This is a genomic window from Sphingosinicella rhizophila (assembly GCF_032378825.1).
In the GTDB taxonomy this organism is placed as follows: Bacteria; Pseudomonadota; Alphaproteobacteria; order Sphingomonadales; family Sphingomonadaceae; genus Allosphingosinicella; species Allosphingosinicella rhizophila.
The window spans coordinates 228660-246077 of record NZ_JAVUPU010000001.1; the positions used below are offsets into that span (position 1 = coordinate 228660).

The 17418-nt window shown below is 62.6% G+C and carries 17 protein-coding genes, 1 other RNA gene and 1 pseudogene; 14 read left to right on the forward strand and 5 right to left on the reverse strand.

What is annotated here, in order from left to right; all coding sequences use genetic code 11:
- Positions 1-38: 38 nt before the first annotated feature.
- A complete protein-coding gene (locus RQX22_RS01035) occupies positions 39-1223 on the reverse strand; it encodes a type III PLP-dependent enzyme (RefSeq protein WP_315722842.1) in 1185 nt (394 codons plus the stop codon).
- Between the two features lie 572 nt (positions 1224-1795).
- Here RQX22_RS01035 and RQX22_RS01040 point away from each other — a divergent pair.
- On the forward strand, positions 1796-1981 hold the full coding sequence (locus RQX22_RS01040; protein ID WP_315722844.1) for a hypothetical protein: 186 nt from the start codon (positions 1796-1798) through the stop codon (positions 1979-1981).
- A 97-nt stretch (positions 1982-2078) separates the two neighbouring features.
- Here RQX22_RS01040 and RQX22_RS01045 read toward each other — a convergent pair whose 3' ends face one another.
- Positions 2079-2735 carry an alpha/beta hydrolase gene (locus tag RQX22_RS01045; RefSeq protein ID WP_315722846.1) on the reverse strand — a complete coding sequence of 219 codons (657 nt, stop codon included), beginning with the start codon at positions 2733-2735 and terminating at the stop codon, positions 2079-2081.
- Between the two features lie 105 nt (positions 2736-2840).
- Here RQX22_RS01045 and RQX22_RS01050 point away from each other — a divergent pair, with 105 nt between their 5' ends.
- The 6 genes from RQX22_RS01050 (at position 2841) to RQX22_RS01075 (ending at position 7570) form a co-directional block, all read left to right on the forward strand.
- A complete protein-coding gene (locus tag RQX22_RS01050; protein WP_315722848.1) occupies positions 2841-3905 on the forward strand; it encodes a cysteine desulfurase family protein in 1065 nt (354 codons plus the stop codon).
- Positions 3902-5038: a cysteine desulfurase family protein gene (locus tag RQX22_RS01055; protein ID WP_315722850.1), complete on the forward strand. Its 1137-nt coding sequence runs from the start codon at positions 3902-3904 to the stop codon at positions 5036-5038. The genes RQX22_RS01050 and RQX22_RS01055 overlap by 4 nt, the downstream gene beginning before the upstream one ends.
- Positions 5035-5370, forward strand: a complete 336-nt coding sequence (locus RQX22_RS01060) for a 2Fe-2S iron-sulfur cluster-binding protein (protein ID WP_315722851.1) — start codon at positions 5035-5037, stop codon at positions 5368-5370. Before RQX22_RS01055 ends, RQX22_RS01060 begins: the two co-directional genes overlap by 4 nt.
- Before the next feature lie 51 nt (positions 5371-5421).
- Positions 5422-5521, forward strand: an RNA gene (ffs, locus tag RQX22_RS01065) — signal recognition particle sRNA small type.
- 127 nt (positions 5522-5648) lie between these two features.
- Positions 5649-7244, forward strand: a complete 1596-nt coding sequence (locus tag RQX22_RS01070) for a DNA polymerase III subunit gamma/tau (RefSeq protein ID WP_315722853.1) — start codon at positions 5649-5651, stop codon at positions 7242-7244.
- A gap of 2 nt (positions 7245-7246) precedes the next feature.
- Positions 7247-7570, forward strand: coding sequence for a YbaB/EbfC family nucleoid-associated protein (locus RQX22_RS01075; RefSeq protein ID WP_315722854.1), 324 nt, complete (start codon positions 7247-7249; stop codon positions 7568-7570).
- A 239-nt stretch (positions 7571-7809) separates the two neighbouring features.
- Here the strand turns inward: RQX22_RS01075 and mtgA are convergent.
- The 3 genes and pseudogenes from mtgA to RQX22_RS01090 all read right to left on the reverse strand — a co-directional run.
- Positions 7810-8526 (reverse strand): annotated as a pseudogene (gene mtgA / locus RQX22_RS01080) (monofunctional biosynthetic peptidoglycan transglycosylase); the annotation flags it as partial.
- Positions 8527-8569: 43 nt separating this feature from the next.
- The gene (gene rpoH, locus RQX22_RS01085; RefSeq protein ID WP_315722855.1) at positions 8570-9475 is read right to left on the reverse strand and encodes an RNA polymerase sigma factor RpoH; all 906 of its coding nucleotides are present in this window, start codon (positions 9473-9475) and stop codon (positions 8570-8572) included.
- A 60-nt stretch (positions 9476-9535) separates the two neighbouring features.
- Positions 9536-10489, reverse strand: a complete 954-nt coding sequence (locus RQX22_RS01090) for an RluA family pseudouridine synthase (protein WP_315722857.1) — start codon at positions 10487-10489, stop codon at positions 9536-9538.
- 167 nt (positions 10490-10656) lie between these two features.
- Here RQX22_RS01090 and RQX22_RS01095 point away from each other — a divergent pair, with 167 nt between their 5' ends.
- From RQX22_RS01095 to RQX22_RS01125, 7 genes are all read left to right on the forward strand, one after another.
- A complete protein-coding gene (locus RQX22_RS01095) occupies positions 10657-11292 on the forward strand; it encodes a histidine phosphotransferase family protein (RefSeq protein ID WP_315722859.1) in 636 nt (211 codons plus the stop codon).
- Positions 11293-11351: 59 nt separating this feature from the next.
- The gene (locus RQX22_RS01100; RefSeq protein ID WP_315722860.1) at positions 11352-13700 is read left to right on the forward strand and encodes a chemotaxis protein CheA; all 2349 of its coding nucleotides are present in this window, start codon (positions 11352-11354) and stop codon (positions 13698-13700) included.
- Complete coding sequence (locus RQX22_RS01105; RefSeq protein ID WP_315722861.1) at positions 13697-14137, forward strand: chemotaxis protein CheW; 441 nt, start codon at positions 13697-13699, stop codon at positions 14135-14137. The genes RQX22_RS01100 and RQX22_RS01105 overlap by 4 nt, the downstream gene beginning before the upstream one ends.
- Before the next feature lie 86 nt (positions 14138-14223).
- Complete coding sequence (locus tag RQX22_RS01110; RefSeq protein ID WP_315722862.1) at positions 14224-14589, forward strand: response regulator; 366 nt, start codon at positions 14224-14226, stop codon at positions 14587-14589.
- Complete coding sequence (gene cheB, locus RQX22_RS01115) at positions 14589-15713, forward strand: chemotaxis-specific protein-glutamate methyltransferase CheB (protein ID WP_315722864.1); 1125 nt, start codon at positions 14589-14591, stop codon at positions 15711-15713. The genes RQX22_RS01110 and cheB overlap by 1 nt, the downstream gene beginning before the upstream one ends.
- Positions 15704-16552 carry a CheR family methyltransferase gene (locus tag RQX22_RS01120; RefSeq protein ID WP_315722866.1) on the forward strand — a complete coding sequence of 283 codons (849 nt, stop codon included), beginning with the start codon at positions 15704-15706 and terminating at the stop codon, positions 16550-16552. The genes cheB and RQX22_RS01120 overlap by 10 nt, the downstream gene beginning before the upstream one ends.
- Positions 16553-16728: 176 nt before the next feature.
- Positions 16729-17418 (forward strand): N-acetylmuramoyl-L-alanine amidase, encoded by a 690-nt coding sequence (locus tag RQX22_RS01125; protein WP_315722867.1) that lies wholly within the window; start codon positions 16729-16731, stop codon positions 17416-17418.

A 17418-nucleotide genomic window follows, 5' to 3' on the forward strand; every position in this document is an offset into this window, starting at 1 on the left:
CGCTCAGCTCCCGAACCCGCCTTTGCGGTCGCTTCGCCCTAAAGCTGGACCACGTTCGAAGAGGCGACTTCCCGATCCGTTTCATACAGGCTCGCCATCGGTTCGTCTGCGACGACCATCGTGCTGACAGCGCCGAAGCCGTTGAAGGCGGTCCGCATCGCGCACCCGTAAGCGCCCAGCATCCCGATCTCGATATAATCGCCTGGCCCGACATCGGCCGGGAGCATGAACGGCCCGGCCATGCGGTCCAGATCATCGCAGGTCGGCCCGTAGAAGCTGAACGGAAGATCGCGCGCGTCGGAAGCTTCTTCACGGACCAGGTTCACCGGAAAGCGCCAGCCGATATGCGCGGCATCGAAGAGAGCGCCATAAGCACCGTCATTGATGTACAACTCGTCACCGCGCCTTTTTTCGACACGGACGAGCACGCTGGCATATTCGGCGCACAATGCCCGTCCGGGCTCGCACCACAATTCGGCCGAATAGCTGATCGGCAGGCTCTCGAACGCCCTGTGGATGACCTCGAAATAGGTCTCGAGCGGAGGCGGCTCCATGCCCGGATAGGTCGAGGGGAAGCCGCCCCCGACATCGACGATATCGACGGTCACGGCCGCCTGGACGATGGCCGCGCGAACCCGTTCCATAGCCTCGGCATAAGCGGCCGGCGTCATCGCCTGGCTGCCCACATGAAAGCAGACGCCCAGGGCATCCGCCGCCTGGCGGGCTGCGAACAGCAATTCCTTCATCTCGTCAGGCTCGGCGCCGAACTTCGAAGCCAGGCTTAATTTGGAATGGTCCGAGGAAACTCGGATCCTGACGCACAGGTTCAGGTCGTCCGCGTTGCCGGTAGCGCGGACGATCTTGTCCAATTCGTCCATCGTATCGAGCGAGAAGGTACGAACGCCATGATCGAAATAGGCTTCGCGAATAGCTTCCTCGGCCTTCACCGGATGCATGAAACATTGCACCGCAGCGGGAAGGGTTTCCGCAACAAGCCTCACCTCGGCAATCGAGGCGACGTCGAAATGGGTGATGCCGCTATCCCACAGGACCCGGAGCAAGTCGGGCGACGGATTTGCCTTAACCGCATAGAGCGCCCGGCCCAAAAACTTCTCGACAAAGAAGCGGGCAGCGCGACGGGCGGCATGCGGTCGAATGAGCGTGACCGGCTGAACCGGTCGGAGGGCGGACGCTAGCCCCAGCGCGTTATGATGGCTGTGCAATTCAAGGGACCTCCAGAGGGGTAGTTGACGACAAGGCTGCCTTGCGGTTGTTGGAAGTCCCCTTGGGGCAGCGGAAGCGCGATATATGTGGCCCAGCCCCCCCTGTAAAGACCTAGGTTTTTCCCCTTTTTTTGAAATGCTTGCTTGGCCAAGAGATGACCATCGATGAACGGGGTCGCTACTGCGGTGGTCCGTGAGGCCGGTCACATCACCCCAATTCGCCCGCTGTCGCCCGGCTGGCACGGCCGCGAGTCGTGACGGAGACGCAAAGCCTGCAGGATCATCGACAGGCGCAACCAGCCCAAGCCGCCCCTCCGCAAGACCAAGCCAAGCCGCAGAGCCGTCGGATTTTCCTCCGGCAGCCATGGGTTAATCGTGGCGCGGCAACGCAGCGAATCGGCATCGATGGCGTCATAGACATGCCATCCATAGAGCGAACTGTGGCTGACCCGGGATGTTCGTGAACCCAGACGGCGTGGCAGACGCCTCAGCGCATCTCCCTGGACATCGGGCGCCCCGACGCGAACGAATGCATCGCTTTGCCAAAGCGGGCTGCGCTGGCAAAAGGCGCCATGGATTCGGGATTCGTCGCCACTTTGCTCTCGGTCGCCGTCATCGCAGCATTTCTGCTGGGTGCAGGCGGGATGTGGATGATCGTCAAGGGGAAGGACCGGAAGCGCGGCCTGCTGATGCTCGGCGCGGCCGCGGTGACGATCGCCAACGTCTTCATCTGGGTCTCGCCGATCCCCGGACAATGAGACTGGCATTTGAATTGCGCCGTCTCGGCTACCGGCCTTACCGCTTCTCAAGCCATCCCGTCGGTCGGCGTACATGGCAATCCGCTCCGCATGCCGATTATTTGATCAGGCAGCTCGGATCGAGACGGAAATCCAGATAATCGTCCACAGACTTCATGAGTTGCGGCATTTCGTTCACGAAGAAATGGTTGGCACCCGGGATCGTGTCGTGATGGATCGTGATGTGGCGCTGGGTACGCAGCTTCTCGACCAGCTTCTGCACGGCGAGCGGGGTGACCACCTCATCCGCTTCACCCTGGATGATGATGCCGGAAGACGGGCAGGGGGCCAGGAAGGTGAAATCATACATGTTCGCCGGCGGCGCGATCGAGATGAACCCGCGAACCTCCGGCCTCCTCATCAGCAATTGCATGCCGATCCAGGCACCGAAACTGAAGCCGGCGATCCACGTCGATTCGGCCTCAGGATGGATTTGCTGGACCCAATCGAGCGCCGACGCGGCATCGGAAAGCTCGCCGATGCCATTGTCGAACACGCCCTGGCTCTTACCGACCCCGCGGAAATTGAAGCGGAGGGTCGCAAAGCCCCTCCGGACGAAAGTCTTGTAGAGCTGCTGCACGATGGCATTGTTCATGGTTCCGCCGCCCTGAGGGTGCGGATGAAGGATCATCGCGACTGGCGCGCGCGGACGGGGGCCGGGGCTGAAACGACCTTCGAGACGGCCTTCCGGACCGGGAAAAATGACTTCGGGCATTGCACCTGCGCGTGGCTTGGCTTCAAAGGAATACAGGGGATGAGCCCTGTGTGGGCGCGACCTATATAGGGTTCGAAGCCCATCGCGCAATTGAAAGGCATTTTCTTGGCCGAACGCATCTATCTGGACCATGCCTCGACCACTCCGATTCTGGACGAGGCGAAGACGGCCATGCGCCAGGCATGCGACCTCTGGGCCAATCCGTCTTCGCCACATGCCGAAGGCCGCGCCGTTCGCGCTGCCATGGAAGACGCCCGGCGGCGGATCGGCCGGGCATTGGGCTGGGACGGTACGATCGTCTTCACATCCGGAGCCACGGAAGCCATTTCGCTTGCCTTGGGCCGCGCCAAGGCGAGCAGGCATATCGTCTCTTCGATCGAACATCCGGCGATTCTGCGCAGCGCCCCCCTTGCGCGCCTGATCCGGACGCGTACTGACGGCATGCTCGATATGGACGACCTCGCTCAGGCGCTCGCCGATGCCGGAAATGCGGTCGTCGCGATCCAGTCCGTCAACAATGAGACCGGCGTCATTCACCCGATCCAGGAGATTGCCGACAAAGCGAAAGCGGTCGGTGCGTTGGTCCTGGCGGATTGCGCCCAGAGTGCGGGCAAGCTGCCGATCCCCGATGCGGATTTCGTAGTCGTCGCGGCCCATAAATTCGGGGGCCCGCCAGGCGTCGGCGCACTTCTCGTCAGGGACGTGTCGGCGCTCGATGCGATCGGCGGACAGGAAGGCGGCTTGCGGCCCGGCACACCCGGCTTTCCCGCCATCATGGGCTTTGCGGCTGCGATTGAAGCGAATCATGGCTGGTATGAAGACAGCAAGCGCCTGCGCGGGCTGTTGGACAGAGGTATCAAGGCTGCCGGCGGCGAAATCGTCGCGGAGGCGGCGCCGCGTATCGCCACCATTTCCGCTTATCGTATGCCGGGCGTGCCTGGCGCGTCCCAGATGATGCGATTCGACCTGGCCGGCATAGCCGTCTCTGCAGGCAGCGCCTGCGCTTCGGGCAGCCTCAAGGCGAGCCACGTGCTGGCGGCGATGGGCTGGGAGGAAGAGAAGGCAAGGGAGGTCATCAGGGTCAGCTTCGGTCCGGAGACGAGGGAGGCCGATATCGACGCGTTGCTGACCGAGTGGATCGCCTTGTTTGGAAAGCGCCAAGCCGCGTGACCAAGCCCATCTATCTCGATTATCAGGCGACGACTCCGCTCGCGCCGGAGGTGGCCGATGCGATGCGGCCATGGCTCGAGGAGAATTTCGGCAATCCTCACAGCACGCATCGAATGGGGCGCGAGGCAGCGGCGGCCGTCGATGTCGCGCGCGGTCATGTGCTGGCTGCGATAGGCGGTGCGGCCGGTAGCGGGAAAATCTACTTCACATCAGGTGCCACGGAGGCGGCGAATTGGGCGCTCAAAGGCGCTGCCGCCCGATTTCCGTCCGGACGGAATAGAATCGTCACCATCGCGACCGAACATGCCTGCGTTCTCGACAGCCTGGCATGGCTGCGGGAGCAGGGGATGGAGATCGAGATCCTGCCCGTCGGTGCGGACGGGATAGTCGACCTCGACCTTTTGGAAAGGCAGGTAACCGACCGGACGGGTCTGGTGGCCGCCATGTTGGTCAATAATGAGATCGGCGTCATTCAGCCTATTGCCGAAATCGGCCGCCTCGCCCGAAGCCGCGGCGCGCTTTTCTTCTGCGATGCCGTCCAGGGTCTGGGCCGGGTCGCCCTTCCCCTTGAAGAGTGCGACATGGTCGCCATGTCCGCCCACAAAATATACGGCCCCAAGGGCATCGGCGCCCTCTGGTTGCGCTCCGGTGTCGCGATCGAGCCGCTGCTTCATGGCGGCGGCCAGGAAGGTGGAATCAGATCAGGTACCTTGTCGCCGCTTCTCTGCGTGGGCTTCGGGGCTGCGGCCCGCCTGATGGCCGAAAGGAAAGAGGAGGATGCCGCCCATATCGAGCCATTGTGGAACGCGGCGGAGTCGCTGGTCACATCGGGCTGGGTCCTGAACGGTTCATCCGAGCATCGCTATCGTGGCAATCTCAATATGCGCCGAAGCGGCCTCGATGTCGCCCGTCTTATCTCGGATCTCCGCATGGTCGCACTCTCTGCCGGCTCGGCGTGCGCGAGTGGATCCGGGCGGCCGAGCCATGTCTTGTCCGCTTTGGGCCTGAGCGAAAAGGATGCGCGATCCAGTGTGCGGATCGGCTTCGGCCGCTACACTACCGTGGAAGAGATGAACCTGGCGCTCACAATGATCGAGGAGGCGGCGGAGCGTCAGCGGCGCTTCGCCGCATGACTCTCGTCCGCTTCATCTCTGCAGACGGCTCCACCATAAGCGAGGTCGAGGCCAAAGCCGGGGAACGTTTGCTCGACGTGGCCCAAGCCAACGGACAGCCGCTGGAAGGGACGTGCGAAGGACAAATGGCCTGCTCCACCTGCCATGTGATTGTGGCGGGCGAGGATTTCGACAATCTGCCCGCCGCCAGCGAGGAGGAGGAGGACATGCTCGACCTTGCCGCCAGCGTCACGCGCCATTCGCGCCTCTCCTGTCAGATCTGGCTCGACGAAGCCCTCGCCCGGCTGACGGTGCGCATGCCCGGCGCTTCCCACAATATGCAAGGTCGATGAAACCTGAAAAGCGGCTGCCTTGCATCGCCAGCATGCAGGCGCCATATGCACCGCGGGAGTCGGGCGGACGGCGCTCTCGCCAACCCGGTCAGGTCCGGAAGGAAGCAGCCGTAACGAGTTCAAGCTCCGGGTCGTTCCGGCTCCCACCTCTCCAGAGCCAGACCTGGGCCAAAGAATCTGCCCATTGGCCGCAAACCGCCAACCAACTGGCTTCCTATTGCTTGCCACGGAGGTGTGAAACGCTTCCTCCCCTCACCATCAGTCTCTAGGATAGGGCCATGGCTTCCGAATCCCCCCAGCCTTATCGGGTGCTGGCGCGCAAGTACCGGCCTCAGAGTTTTGCCGAGCTCATCGGACAGGATGCAATGGTCCAGACGCTCGGCAATGCCATCAAGCGCGACCGACTGGCCCATGCCTTCCTGCTGACCGGGGTCCGGGGCGTCGGCAAGACCTCGACGGCGCGGCTGATCGCCAAGGCGTTGAATTGCATCGGGCCGGACGGCCAAGGCGGCCCCACCATCGAGCCGTGCGGCATCTGCGACCCTTGCGTGGCGATCGCCGAAGGCCGGCATATCGACGTGGTCGAGATGGACGCCGCGAGCCATACCGGGGTCGACGATGTCCGCGAGATCATCGAGGCGGTGCGCTACGCCGCGGTCTCGGCCCGCTATAAGGTCTATATCATCGACGAAGTTCACATGCTGTCGAAGAATGCGTTCAACGCGCTTCTCAAGACTCTCGAAGAGCCGCCTGCCCATGTTAAGTTTCTTTTCGCCACGACCGAAGTCAACAAGGTCCCGGTAACGGTCCTGTCCCGCTGCCAGCGCTTCGACCTTCGGCGCATCTCCGCCGATCAGCTAGCCGCCCATTTCGAGGCAGTGGCCGGAGCGGAAGGGATTGAGGTCGAGCCCGCCGCTTTGGCCCTGATCGCTCGGGCGGCCGAGGGTTCGGCCCGCGACGGTCTTTCTATCCTGGATCAGGCTTTCGCCCACGGCGCGGGCGGCGTCACCGCCGATCAGGTTCGCGCGATGCTTGGCCTTTCCGACCGCGGAGCGGTCCGGCGACTGCTAGGCCTGTTGCTCGCGGGGGAGGCCCGCGCGGCCCTGGCGGCGGTGAAGGATCAATATGAGCTTGGCGTCGAGCCTTCGGCGCTGATCCGCGGGCTGCTCGAAAGCGTCCACGGCATCACCCGCGCAAAGGTCGGCGGCGTCGAGGATCCGGCGCAGTCGGTGGAAGAGCGCGAAGCCTATGCCGATTGGGCAAGCGCGCTATCCTACGCAACCATCCATCGTCTCTGGCAATTGCTCCTGAAGGGGTTGTCCGAGGTCCATGGCGCTCCGCTCCCGCTCGAGGCGGCGGAAATGGCGCTGCTTCGTGTCATCCACGCGTCGGAGCTTCCCGATCCGGGAGCACTCGCCGAAAGGCTCGCCAACGGAGAGAATATCGCGGTCGCGCCCCAGTCCAAGCCGCCTGTCGAAGGCGAACAGGCCCCGCTGCTGAGGGCGCCGGCTGATTTTGCCGCGCTGGTCGAGCTGGTCGCTGCCAATGGCAAGCCGCATCTGGCCCAGCAACTGCACGATTATTGCGGCCTGGTCCGTTACCAGCCTCCCGATCTGGCGATCAGGCCATCAAAGCCCCTGGCGGGCGAATTCGCGCGCGACCTCGCTGCGCTGCTGAAACAGGCCACCGGCACGGTCTGGACCGTTGGTGTCGTGGATAGTCCAGCCGAGCCTTCGTTGCTGGAACAGGAACAGATGGAAAAGGAACGGCTAAGACAGTCGGTTCTCGAGACACCGATCGTCCGCGCCGCTTTGGATGCCTTCCCCGATGCCGAATTGGCCGGATTCACTCTCGAAGATCAACGGAGCGCATAGATATGCCGAATTTCGACGAAATCATGAAGATGGCGCAGAACGCGCAGGCCGAGCTGATGAAGGCTCAGGCGGAACTCGATCAGATCGAGGTGGAAGGCGTTTCCGGCGGCGGACTCGTCAAGATCCGCGCCAGCGCAAAAGGCCGTATCATCTCCGTCGACATTGACGAAAGCCTGCTCCAGCCGTCAGAGAAACAGATGGTGGAGGATCTGGTGGCGGCGGCAATGGGCGATGCCCGCGCCAAAGCCGATGCCGCCGCGCAACAGGAAATGTCGAAGATGACCAGCGGCCTGCCACTGCCGCCGGGCTTTAAGATGCCGTTCTGAGGTCAGAGCTGGGGCGGAGGCGCCTCGGCCGCCACGTCCGGAGGCGGGATGTCGATTGTCACGATCTCGGCCGTCGAAGACTGCTGCTCATATTCATCGCCAGGCAAGTTTTCTGCCGGAAGTTCTTCTTCCTGCCGTGACGGCGCAGCTGGCGCCTGCGGCCGATTTGCCGCCCTGCGGGCCGGCTTTTCCCTGGCGTCGGGCGGCGCGATGGAATCGTTGATCGGTCCGGTGTCATACACGCAGGCATCCAGTCCGTCCCGCGCAACCACCCCGATCCTTGCGGCGATGGAATTTCCATAGCGGCGGGTAAAGCCCTTTGGCGCAACGGCGCCTCGTTTCTTTGGAAGTGGCAGAATGGCGGCAATGCGAGCGGCTTCGGTGCGGCTCATGCCGGATGCGTCGTGCTGGAAATAGCGCTGGGCGCCGGCATTGACGCCATAGGTGCCGATCCCCGTCTCGGCGACGTTGAGATAGACCTCCATGATCCGCCTCTTGCCCCAGATCGTCTCGATCAGGAGCGTGAACCAAGCCTCCAGGCCTTTGCGGAAGAAGCCACCGCCTTGCCACAGAAAGGCATTCTTCGCGGTCTGCTGACTGATCGTCGAGCCGCCGCGGATGACGCTGCCCCCCTTCGCGTTGCGGCGCATGGCCTCGGCGATCGCATCCTGGTCGAAACCGTAATGACTGCAAAATTTGCTGTCCTCGGCCGCGACCGCAGCGCGCACCATGTCGCGGTCAATCTCGTCGATGCCCATCCAGTCCTTGCTGATGCTGCGCCCGCCGAGCACGTCACCGACCATGGTGAAGGTGATCGGCGGCGGCACGAAGCGATAGAGCAGGACCCAAAGGACGGAGACGAGCAGGAACAGGAAAAAGGCCCGGATGATCCAGCCGATTACACGACCGAATCCTCCGGACCTTTTCTTACTTCCTCGTCGCGCGGTGCGTACCATCAGGCCCGCCTAGCGCCGCGCCATATTCTTAGTCCAGTCGGGTTCAACTGGCCGGAAGCAGGCGCCGCTCGCCGGCGAGGTTCATCAGCGCCTTTTGCAGCTTTTCAAAGGCGCGGACCTCGATCTGGCGGATGCGTTCGCGGCTGACGTCATAGACCTGGCTCAATTCCTCGAGCGTCTTGGGATCCTCCGACAGACGTCGTTCCGTTAGAATATGCTTCTCACGATCGTTGAGCGCCTGCATCGCCTCGACGAGCAACTCGTGACGGACCTTGGTTTCCTCCGCCTCCGCGACGCGTTCGTCCTGCAGCGGATCGCTGTCGACGAGCCAATCCTGCCACTGGCCTTCGCCTTCCTCGCGCAAAGGCACGTTGAGCGACGTGTCACCGCCCAGAGCCATGCGCCGGTTCATCGAGACGACATCCTCCTCGGAGACGCCGAGATCGGTCGCGATCTTGGTCACATCCTCAGGCTTCAGATCGCCGTCTTCGAAGGCTTCGATCTGATTCTTCATCCGACGGAGGTTGAAGAACAATTTCTTCTGCGCTGCGGTGGTGCCCATCTTCACGAGCGACCAGCTACGCAGGATGAATTCCTGGATCGAGGCGCGAATCCACCACATGGCATAGGTCGCCAGGCGAAAGCCGCGTTCCGGCTCGAACTTCTTCACGCCCTGCATCAGGCCGATATTGCCTTCTGAAATCAGCTCAGAGACCGGCAGGCCATAACCCCGGTAGCCCATCGCGATCTTGGCGACCAGGCGCAGGTGCGAGTTGACCAGCTTTGCCGCAGCTTCGGTATCCTGATGCTCGGTCCAGCGCTTGGCCAGCATATATTCCTCCTCCGGAGAGAGGATCGGGAATTTCTTGATCTCGGTCAGATAGCGATTCAGCCCCGCCTCGCCGCCGGTGGCGGGGATGGTTGCCGGGACATTTTTGCCGCTTGCCATATCTCTTCTCATGCTCCCTTGGGCGCCACACACGCGATGATCCGTGCCAGCACTTGGTTGTTATACGGTAAGCGCCCTGAACAGTTCCTGCATATCCGATGGAACGGCGCTTTTAAAGGATAAGTTTTCTTTCGATACTGGATGGAGGAAACCGAGCTCGGCGGCATGCAGCGCCTGACGGGTAAAATTCATTCCTTTCAATAACTCCCGATGTGCTGGACGCGGCCGGCCATAAGCGGGATCGCCAAGCAAAGGATGGCCGATCGAGGTCATGTGCACGCGAACCTGATGCGTCCGTCCCGTTTCCAGCCTGCATTCGACGAGAGCCGAATCGCGGAGCGGCGTGAGCAAACGATAATGGGTCACGGCTCTTTTCCCACGCCCTTCCGCGACAATCGCCATCTTCTGCCGGTTGGCGGAAGATCGCGCGAGCGGAGCGTCGACGCTGCCGCTGGGCGGGTTGGGAATGCCGGCTACGATCGCATGATAACGACGGTCGATACTGTGCCGCGCGAATTGACCGGAAAGACCCTCATGGGCGACATCGGTCTTCGCCGCGACGAGCAGGCCCGAGGTCCCTTTGTCTATGCGATGAACGATGCCCGGCCGCGCCACACCGCCGATACCGGAAAGACGGCCGGCGCAATGATGGAGCAGCGCGTTGACCAGCGTACCGTCGGCATTTCCGGCTGCAGGATGGACCACCATGCCGGCCGGCTTGTCGACAACGATCAGATGATCATCCTCGAAGACGATTTCGAGCCGGATGTCCTGCGGTTCATTGTGGGCGGTTGCAGGGGCAGGCACATGCACCTGATAAGGTGCGCCGGGCACCACCTTGGCTGCAGGGTCGCGCACCAGAACACCGCCGGGGCCGAGCACTTGGCCGGTACTGATCAGAGCCTTCAGGCGTTCGCGAGACAATGTCGGCAGAGCGGCAGCCAAAGCACGATCGAGCCGCCAACCGGCGGCATCGGGCGCGATGGTCGCGATGATCGACTCCCCCCGGGTCATTCCTTAGGGGATGTGGTGACGAAATCACGAATTTCAAGGCGGGCCGAGAGAGGTGGAGGGAGGCAAGGGAAGGGGGCGCCGCGTCGAACGCGCCTTGAATCCTTGGGGCGCAAGGCCCAATAAGGCTGGCAAATCAGGGTCCGGCACGAACAGGGGCGCCAAACCGAATGAAATCCCACGAATTCGCGAGTCTCCTTTGTTCGCGTCTCTGTCACGATCTGCTCAGCCCAGTCGGCGCTCTCAACAATGGCGTCGAGCTGCTTGCCGACGAGCACGATCCCGAAATGCGCGCCCGCTGCCTGGAATTGCTCGGTGAAAGCGCCCGCGCTTCGGCCAACAAGCTGAAATTCTTTCGCCTTGCCTTTGGGGCCGCGGGCGGCTTCGGGGACCAGGTCGACACCAGGGAGGCCCGGGTAGCAGCCGACGGCTTGTTTGGCGGCGACGGCCGTATCCAGCTCGGCTGGATGATCGACGAGCCGTCGATGAGCAAGGCAGCGCTCAAGATTTTGCTGAACCTGATCCTGATAGCCGGTGACGCGCTCGTGCGCGGCGGCAGGCTGGATGTCGGGGCCGAGAAACATGACAAGGGTCTCGACATCGTGATCCGGGCCGAGGGGCCGCGCATCGTCATCGATCCCGAGTTGAAAAAGGTCCTCCTCGGCGAGAGCGAGGAGGAATCGATCGCGCCGCGCGGTGCTGCTGCCTGGCTTGTTCACAGCCTGGTCCACGAAGGCGGCGGTCAGATCCAGCTCTCGGACGAAGAGGAAGGCACCTTGCTGATCGGCACCTCGCTTCCCGCCTAACATCTTTTTTACCTAATCCCTCCCATAAGGCTCCAAGGCGCGTTCGAGCGATGGGGCCGATGGACGATCTAATTACGGAATTCATCGCGGAAACGCGCGACATGCTCGATGCTCTGGGCGGGGAAATCATTGCCTGGGAAGCCGCCCCTGCGGATCGCAGCCGGCTCGATGAGATTTTCCGCTTCGTTCATACGGTGAAGGGCAATTGCGGCTTTTTCGATCTTCCGCGCATTCGCGGACTCAGCCATGCAGCCGAAAACGTACTGACCGACTTGAGATCCGGAAAAAGAGCGGCTGATCCCGCCCTCGTCAGCGCGGTACTCGCCATCATCGATAGGATCGGAGAACTCGTCCAGGAGCTGGAAAGCGGGGAAACCCTTGCGAGCGGCGACGACGAACAATTGATAGCTGCCCTGGACCAGGAGGCTGGAGAAACGAAGGGCGAGACCGCCGCCACGACCTCGATGCCTTCCATCCGATCGAACCTTCGATCGATCCGACTCCCCGTCGACCTGCTCGACCGGGTGATGAGCGGCGTTTCGGACCTCGTCCTCGCGCGCAACGAACTCGCCCGCTGTCTCCGTGAAAGCGGATACGGGGCCGGTGTCGAAGCTGCTTTCGATCGCGTGTCGGCAACGATCGGTGAGATTCGCGACGCGATCACGCATACCCGCATGCAGCGTATCGACAATCTCTTCGCGACACTACCCCGGCTGGCCCGCGACGTCGCCGACGAACTCGGCAAGAAGATCGCGCTCGAGATCGAAGGTGGCGACGTCGAGCTCGACCGGGAAATGATCGAGATGATCCGGGATCCGCTGACCCACATCATCCGCAATGCCATTGACCATGGCATCGAAGACGAAGCAGTCCGGAGGGAGGCGGGAAAACCCGCGACCGGCAATATCCGCATCGCCGCATCGCAGGCCGGAAACCAGATCCTCATCGAGATCGCTGACGACGGCCGAGGGATAGACGGAGACAAACTGGTCGCTCGGGCAATGGCGAGCGGACTGCTCAGCCAGAACCAGGCCGACCGCCTTTCCGCCGCACAGCGAACCGCACTGATCTTCGAGCCCGGGCTCTCCACCGCAGGCCAGGTTACCGCAATTTCCGGCCGGGGTGTCGGCATGGACGTGGTGCGTGCCAATGTCGAGCGGATCGGCGGACTGATCGATATCGACAATCGGCCGGGGCTCGGGCTGCGGCTGACGCTACGCGTGCCACTGACCCTCACCATCATTCCCGCCTTGACGGTCCAGCTGAACGGACAGAGCTATGCCGTTCCACGCTCGACGATCGAGGAGATTGTCCGTGTGAAAGGCGGCGCGGTTGCGATCGAAAGCCTCGGTGGATCGTCGATTGCCACCATACGCGGCCGACGATTGCCGCTCGTTTCGCTCGGCGCGGCACTTGGCGTGACCCATCAGGAGGCGACTGAAGACCAGTGCCTGATCGTGTTGCGGCCTGCCGGTACCGGCATCTACGCCTTGGCCGTGGATAAGGTGAGCGACCATGAGGAATTGGTCGTCAAACCCGCTGCTCCAGCGGTCATGGCCACCGGCCTCTATGGAGGGACCACCCTGGCCGACGATGGTCGGCCGATCCTGTTGCTGGATCCGCCTGGAATCGCGGCAACTGCCGGCATCGCCTTGGAGGCTGGCACGTTCGACACTTCCTTTGCTTCGACCGCCACCGCTGCGCCCGAAGCAGATGCGAAGCCTGCCTTGCTGTTCATGAGCCTGTGTGGAGTGAAAAGGATCGTGCCGCTTTCCGCAGTGGAGCGAATAGAAGACGTTCCCTCCGAAGCGGTGCAGATAAGTGCCGGCCGGCTCCATATCGCCCTGGGCGATTCGATTCTTCGGCTGCAGGGTTGTGGCGCCGAAGCGGCAGGGCGGGCGATCCGGATCCTGCGGCTTTCGGATGGCATCAACCAGGTCGCCTATGGCATCGGGGACGTGGTCGACATCGTCCCGCTGGGCACCGACATCCTTCCTGCTGCGACGGAAGGGGAGGTGAGAGGCGTGACGCTGATCGGGGGCGAACAGGTCGAGGTGCTCGATCTCTTCCACTTGTTCGAAGGCAGCGCGACGTCGGAACCGGAGGGGGCTCGCCGCATCTGCGCCATCCCGGCCGAAGATCACTGGATGGAGACCATCCTGGGTCCTGTCATCGAAAGCGCTGGCTATCGAATCGTGCGCGCCGGGGATCCCGGTGCGGAAATGGCCGACATTCATCTGGTCAATTCCGATGAGATCTCCGTCAAGCCGTGCATCAAGTCGGGACGGGTCGTGAAAATCTGCTCAGATCCTGAAAAAACGGCCGGGGACGCCATTCATCGTTACGATCGATCGGCCCTCCTCGATGCTCTAGCCGACACGGCCAGTGGGCGGAAAAGCAGGGCATGAGCATTTTGTACCTGATCGTCCAGCTTGGAGGAGAGCGGGTGGCCCTGGCCGCGGCTGACGTCGAATCCGTGATCGAGATCGACACGCTGACACCCGTGCCCCGGGCGCCGGCGCATATCAGCGGACTGAGCGCACTAAGAAGCAGAGTACTCACAGTGATGGATTGCGCGAAATCGCTGCAATTGGACAAAGTCGACGGCAGCCGGACCGGCGGGGAAGCGGTCGTCGTCACGCATGATGGCCATCCTTATGCTTTGCTGGTCGACGCTGTCGAAGACGTCGTCGAAGCGACCGGCGAAATCGCTCCGATCGCGTCGAATCTCGCGGGCGGCTGGAGCCGCGCAGCGCAGGGGATGATCGAAGCCGACAACAAGCTGATGCTGCTGCTCGATATCAAGATTCTGGTGGCCGGGCCGGGAGTGGAGGCCCTCTGTTAAGGCCGCGGTCGACCAGGTCGCTTAAGGATGTCCTTACGAATGATTGCTAGACATCGCCCAAGAGGGCGAGAGGAAGCGAGAGCGGAATGAAGACATGTCTGGTTGTCGATGATTCCAAGGTGATCCGAAAGGTTGCCCGGCACATATTGGAAACGCTCGATTTTGTGGTCGACGAAGCCGAGGACGGCCGCGAGGCGCTTGGTCGATGCGACATCCAGATGCCCGATGTGGTCCTGCTGGACTGGAACATGCCCGTTATGGGCGGGATGGAATTCCTCCGAACCCTCCGCCAGCAGGATATCGCCAGTCAGCCCAAGGTTGTTTTCTGCACGACCGAGAATGACATGGCGCATATCCGGGCCGCGCTGGAAGCCGGCGCCGACGAATATGTTATGAAGCCGTTCGATCGGGAAACGCTCGCATCCAAGTTGCAGATCGTCGGTGCTGCCTGATGTCGCATTCCGCTGCGACGAGGGCCAGACAGGGACAGAATGTCGTACAGTTTCTGCCAGTGGCGCCGCTGATCAGGATCATGATCGTCGATGATTCGCCGGTAGCCCGCGCAGTCCTTTCACGTATGATTTCGGCACATCGGGACCTCGAAGTCGTGGCCCTGGCCGGCACCGCCGGAGAAGCCCTGGACGCGCTCAAGGCGATCAAGGTCGACATCGTCCTCCTGGACGTGGAAATGCCCGGCACGACCGGCCTGCAGGCGCTGCCGGACATCGTGCGGTTGGGGGACGGCGCCCGTGTGCTGGTCGTATCTTCCTTCTGCGAAGAAGGCGCCGAGGCCAATGTGAAAGCGCTGGCCCTCGGGGCCGCGGACACGCTTCCCAAGCCCGGAGCAGGCAACTTTGCAGGCCGCTTTTCCGATGTCCTGGCAGAACGTCTGCGCCGGATCGGCCGGGCGGGTGTGGAACGAACGGGTGAAGAGGCGATAGCCCGTCAGGAAGCCGCCAGCATCGTCACGCTCCGCGCCATGCCGGACCGAACGCTCGGCTGCATCGCCCTTGGCGCGTCCACCGGCGGTCTGCACGCCTTGAACGAATTCCTGTGCGCGCTGCCGTCCAGGATCGGCGCCCCTATTTTCATCACCCAGCATCTTCCCGTCGTGTTCATGCCCGTCTTCGCGCGCCAGATCGAAACGGCGTCAGGCCGCGCTACCCGGGTTGGCGAGGAAGGAATGGTCGTTCAGCCCGAAGAGATCATTGTCGCTCCGGGCGACGCCCATCTCGGCCTCCGCCGAGACGGCAACCAAGTTCGGATCGCATTGAGCGACGGCCCGGCGCGGAGCGGATGCAAGCCCTCGGTCGATCCGATGCTGGAGAGCGTGAGAGAAATCTATGGCGAGGGCGCGGTCGCGGTCATTCTCAGCGGAATGGGCCGTGACGGATTGGACGGGAGCCTGAAGCTGGTCAAAAGCGGAGGCGCCGTCCTGGCACAGGATGAAGGCAGTTCGGCAGTCTGGGGGATGCCGCGCGCCGTGGCCGAGGCGGGTCTCGCTTCCGCAGTCCTGCCGCCCGCGGATCTCGCCAAGCGCCTGGCGGCGCGAATCGCAGGTGCCGCGTGGAAATAAGCGATGCCTCGGGGCGACTCCTCGCAGGCCTGTTGGAAACCAGGACCGGCCAGCAATTGGCGGTGAGCCGGCGCTGGCGGATCGAAACGGCACTTGGTGGCCTGATGCGGGAACGCGGAATGGATTCGGTGGACGACCTGATGGCCGCCATCATCAGCAGCCGAAAGCCGGAGCTGGCGGACCGGGTTGTCGAAGCGCTTCTCAACAACGAGACCTTTTTCTTTCGCGACCGTGGCGCTTTCGACCTGCTCCTCGGCCCCGCTTTGGACCGATTGAGGCATGCCCGGGCAAGAGACAGGAGCATTTCGATCTGGTGCGCAGGCTGTTCGACAGGGCAGGAGGCATATTCGCTCGCCATGAGCTTTGCCGAGACCAAGGCACGTTGGGAGGGCTGGCGCATATCGATACTCGCCACCGACATTTCCCACTCCGCCATCGCCCAGGCAAAGAGCGGACTCTATTCACAGTTCGAGGTTCAGCGCGGCCTGCCGGTAACCCAGATGGTTCGGTGGTTCGAGGAAGCGGGGAGCGGCAACTGGCGTATCTCTCCTGTCCTCAAAGCCGCGGTCCGTTTCGAGGTGCATAATCTCACCGCGCCGGCGCCGCCCCCGGGTCGCTTCGACATCATCCTGTGCCGGAACGTGCTTCTCTATCTGACGGCGGAGTGGCGGCGGGAGGTGTTCGATCGGCTTGCCCAAGCCGGTGGCCCGGACACCGTGTTGCTGCTCGGCGCAGGCGAGACCGTCATCGGCCAGACCGACCAATTCGTTTCCGACCCCGAATGCCGGGGCCTCTATATCCGCCGGAGAATGATCGAACCCGCACGCGCGGTCGGTTAGAATCTGGTCGTTTGAAGTGGAAGCGCTTCGCCCTTTCACCGATGACCTGAAACAGACTTTATTCCAGTCCGAAACGGTCCCGGTCCAGGGCGGCACCAGGTGAATCGGATGGCGCTCTATTGCAGCCCGAAGCTATGAGCTTGACCTGACCGCCATTTTGGAGCGCAAAGAGGGCCATGACCGTCATCGACTGTCCATCGCCGAATTTCGACGAGCGCGCCTTGCCCATTTCGATGCTGGTCCTCCATTATACCGGCATGGTCGATGCCGCTTCCGCGATCGCGCGGCTCACCGATGGGGAGGCCAATGTCTCCGCCCATTACCTCATTGCCGAGGATGGCCAGATATTGCGGATGGTCGAGGAGGAGAAAAGGGCCTGGCACGCCGGAAAATCATTCTGGCGTGGAATCCGGGACGTCAACTCCGCGAGCATCGGAATAGAGATCGTCAATCCGGGCCATGAGTTCGGCTACCGTCCTTTTCCGGAAGAGCAGGTCGACGCATTGCTTCCGCTTGTCTCTCAGATCGTCCAGCGCCACGGCATCAAGCGGGGCAATATCGTCGGCCACTCCGACATCGCCCCGGCGCGCAAGCAGGATCCCGGCGAGCTGTTCCCCTGGTCAAGGCTTGCCAGGCTGAGACTCGCCCTGCCGCGGCCCACCCGCAATCTGGTCGACCCCCTTTGGACCGATGCCGGCTTCCTGCTGGCGCTCGAACGGTTCGGCTATGACGTAAGCGATCCCTTTGCCGCCACCGTCGCTTTTCAGCGTCGCTTTCGTCCGGAACTTATCGACGGCGCCATCGATGGCGAATGCCGCGCCATTTTACTGGCTTTGCTCCTTCCCAAACCACAAGGGGATGACTAG

Bases quoted from the DNA above. Each gene is read 5' to 3' on its own strand.
- RQX22_RS01125 (WP_315722867.1), top strand. From the start codon at position 16,729: ATGACCGTCATCGACTGTCCATCGCCGAATTTCGACGAGCGCGCCTTG.
- RQX22_RS01075 (WP_315722854.1), top strand. From the start codon at position 7,247: ATGCCGAATTTCGACGAAATCATGAAGATGGCGCAGAACGCGCAGGCC.
- RQX22_RS01090 (WP_315722857.1), bottom strand. From the start codon at position 10,489: ATGACCCGGGGGGAGTCGATCATCGCGACCATCGCGCCCGATGCCGCC.
- RQX22_RS01045 (WP_315722846.1), bottom strand. From the start codon at position 2,735: ATGCCCGAAGTCATTTTTCCCGGTCCGGAAGGCCGTCTCGAAGGTCGT.
- rpoH (WP_315722855.1), bottom strand. From the start codon at position 9,475: ATGGCAAGCGGCAAAAATGTCCCGGCAACCATCCCCGCCACCGGCGGC.
- RQX22_RS01040 (WP_315722844.1), top strand. From the start codon at position 1,796: ATGGATTCGGGATTCGTCGCCACTTTGCTCTCGGTCGCCGTCATCGCA.
- RQX22_RS01095 (WP_315722859.1), top strand. From the start codon at position 10,657: ATGAAATCCCACGAATTCGCGAGTCTCCTTTGTTCGCGTCTCTGTCAC.
- RQX22_RS01110 (WP_315722862.1), top strand. From the start codon at position 14,224: ATGAAGACATGTCTGGTTGTCGATGATTCCAAGGTGATCCGAAAGGTT.
- RQX22_RS01060 (WP_315722851.1), top strand. From the start codon at position 5,035: ATGACTCTCGTCCGCTTCATCTCTGCAGACGGCTCCACCATAAGCGAG.
- cheB (WP_315722864.1), top strand. From the start codon at position 14,589: ATGTCGCATTCCGCTGCGACGAGGGCCAGACAGGGACAGAATGTCGTA.
- RQX22_RS01105 (WP_315722861.1), top strand. From the start codon at position 13,697: ATGAGCATTTTGTACCTGATCGTCCAGCTTGGAGGAGAGCGGGTGGCC.
- RQX22_RS01070 (WP_315722853.1), top strand. From the start codon at position 5,649: ATGGCTTCCGAATCCCCCCAGCCTTATCGGGTGCTGGCGCGCAAGTAC.
- RQX22_RS01100 (WP_315722860.1), top strand. From the start codon at position 11,352: ATGGACGATCTAATTACGGAATTCATCGCGGAAACGCGCGACATGCTC.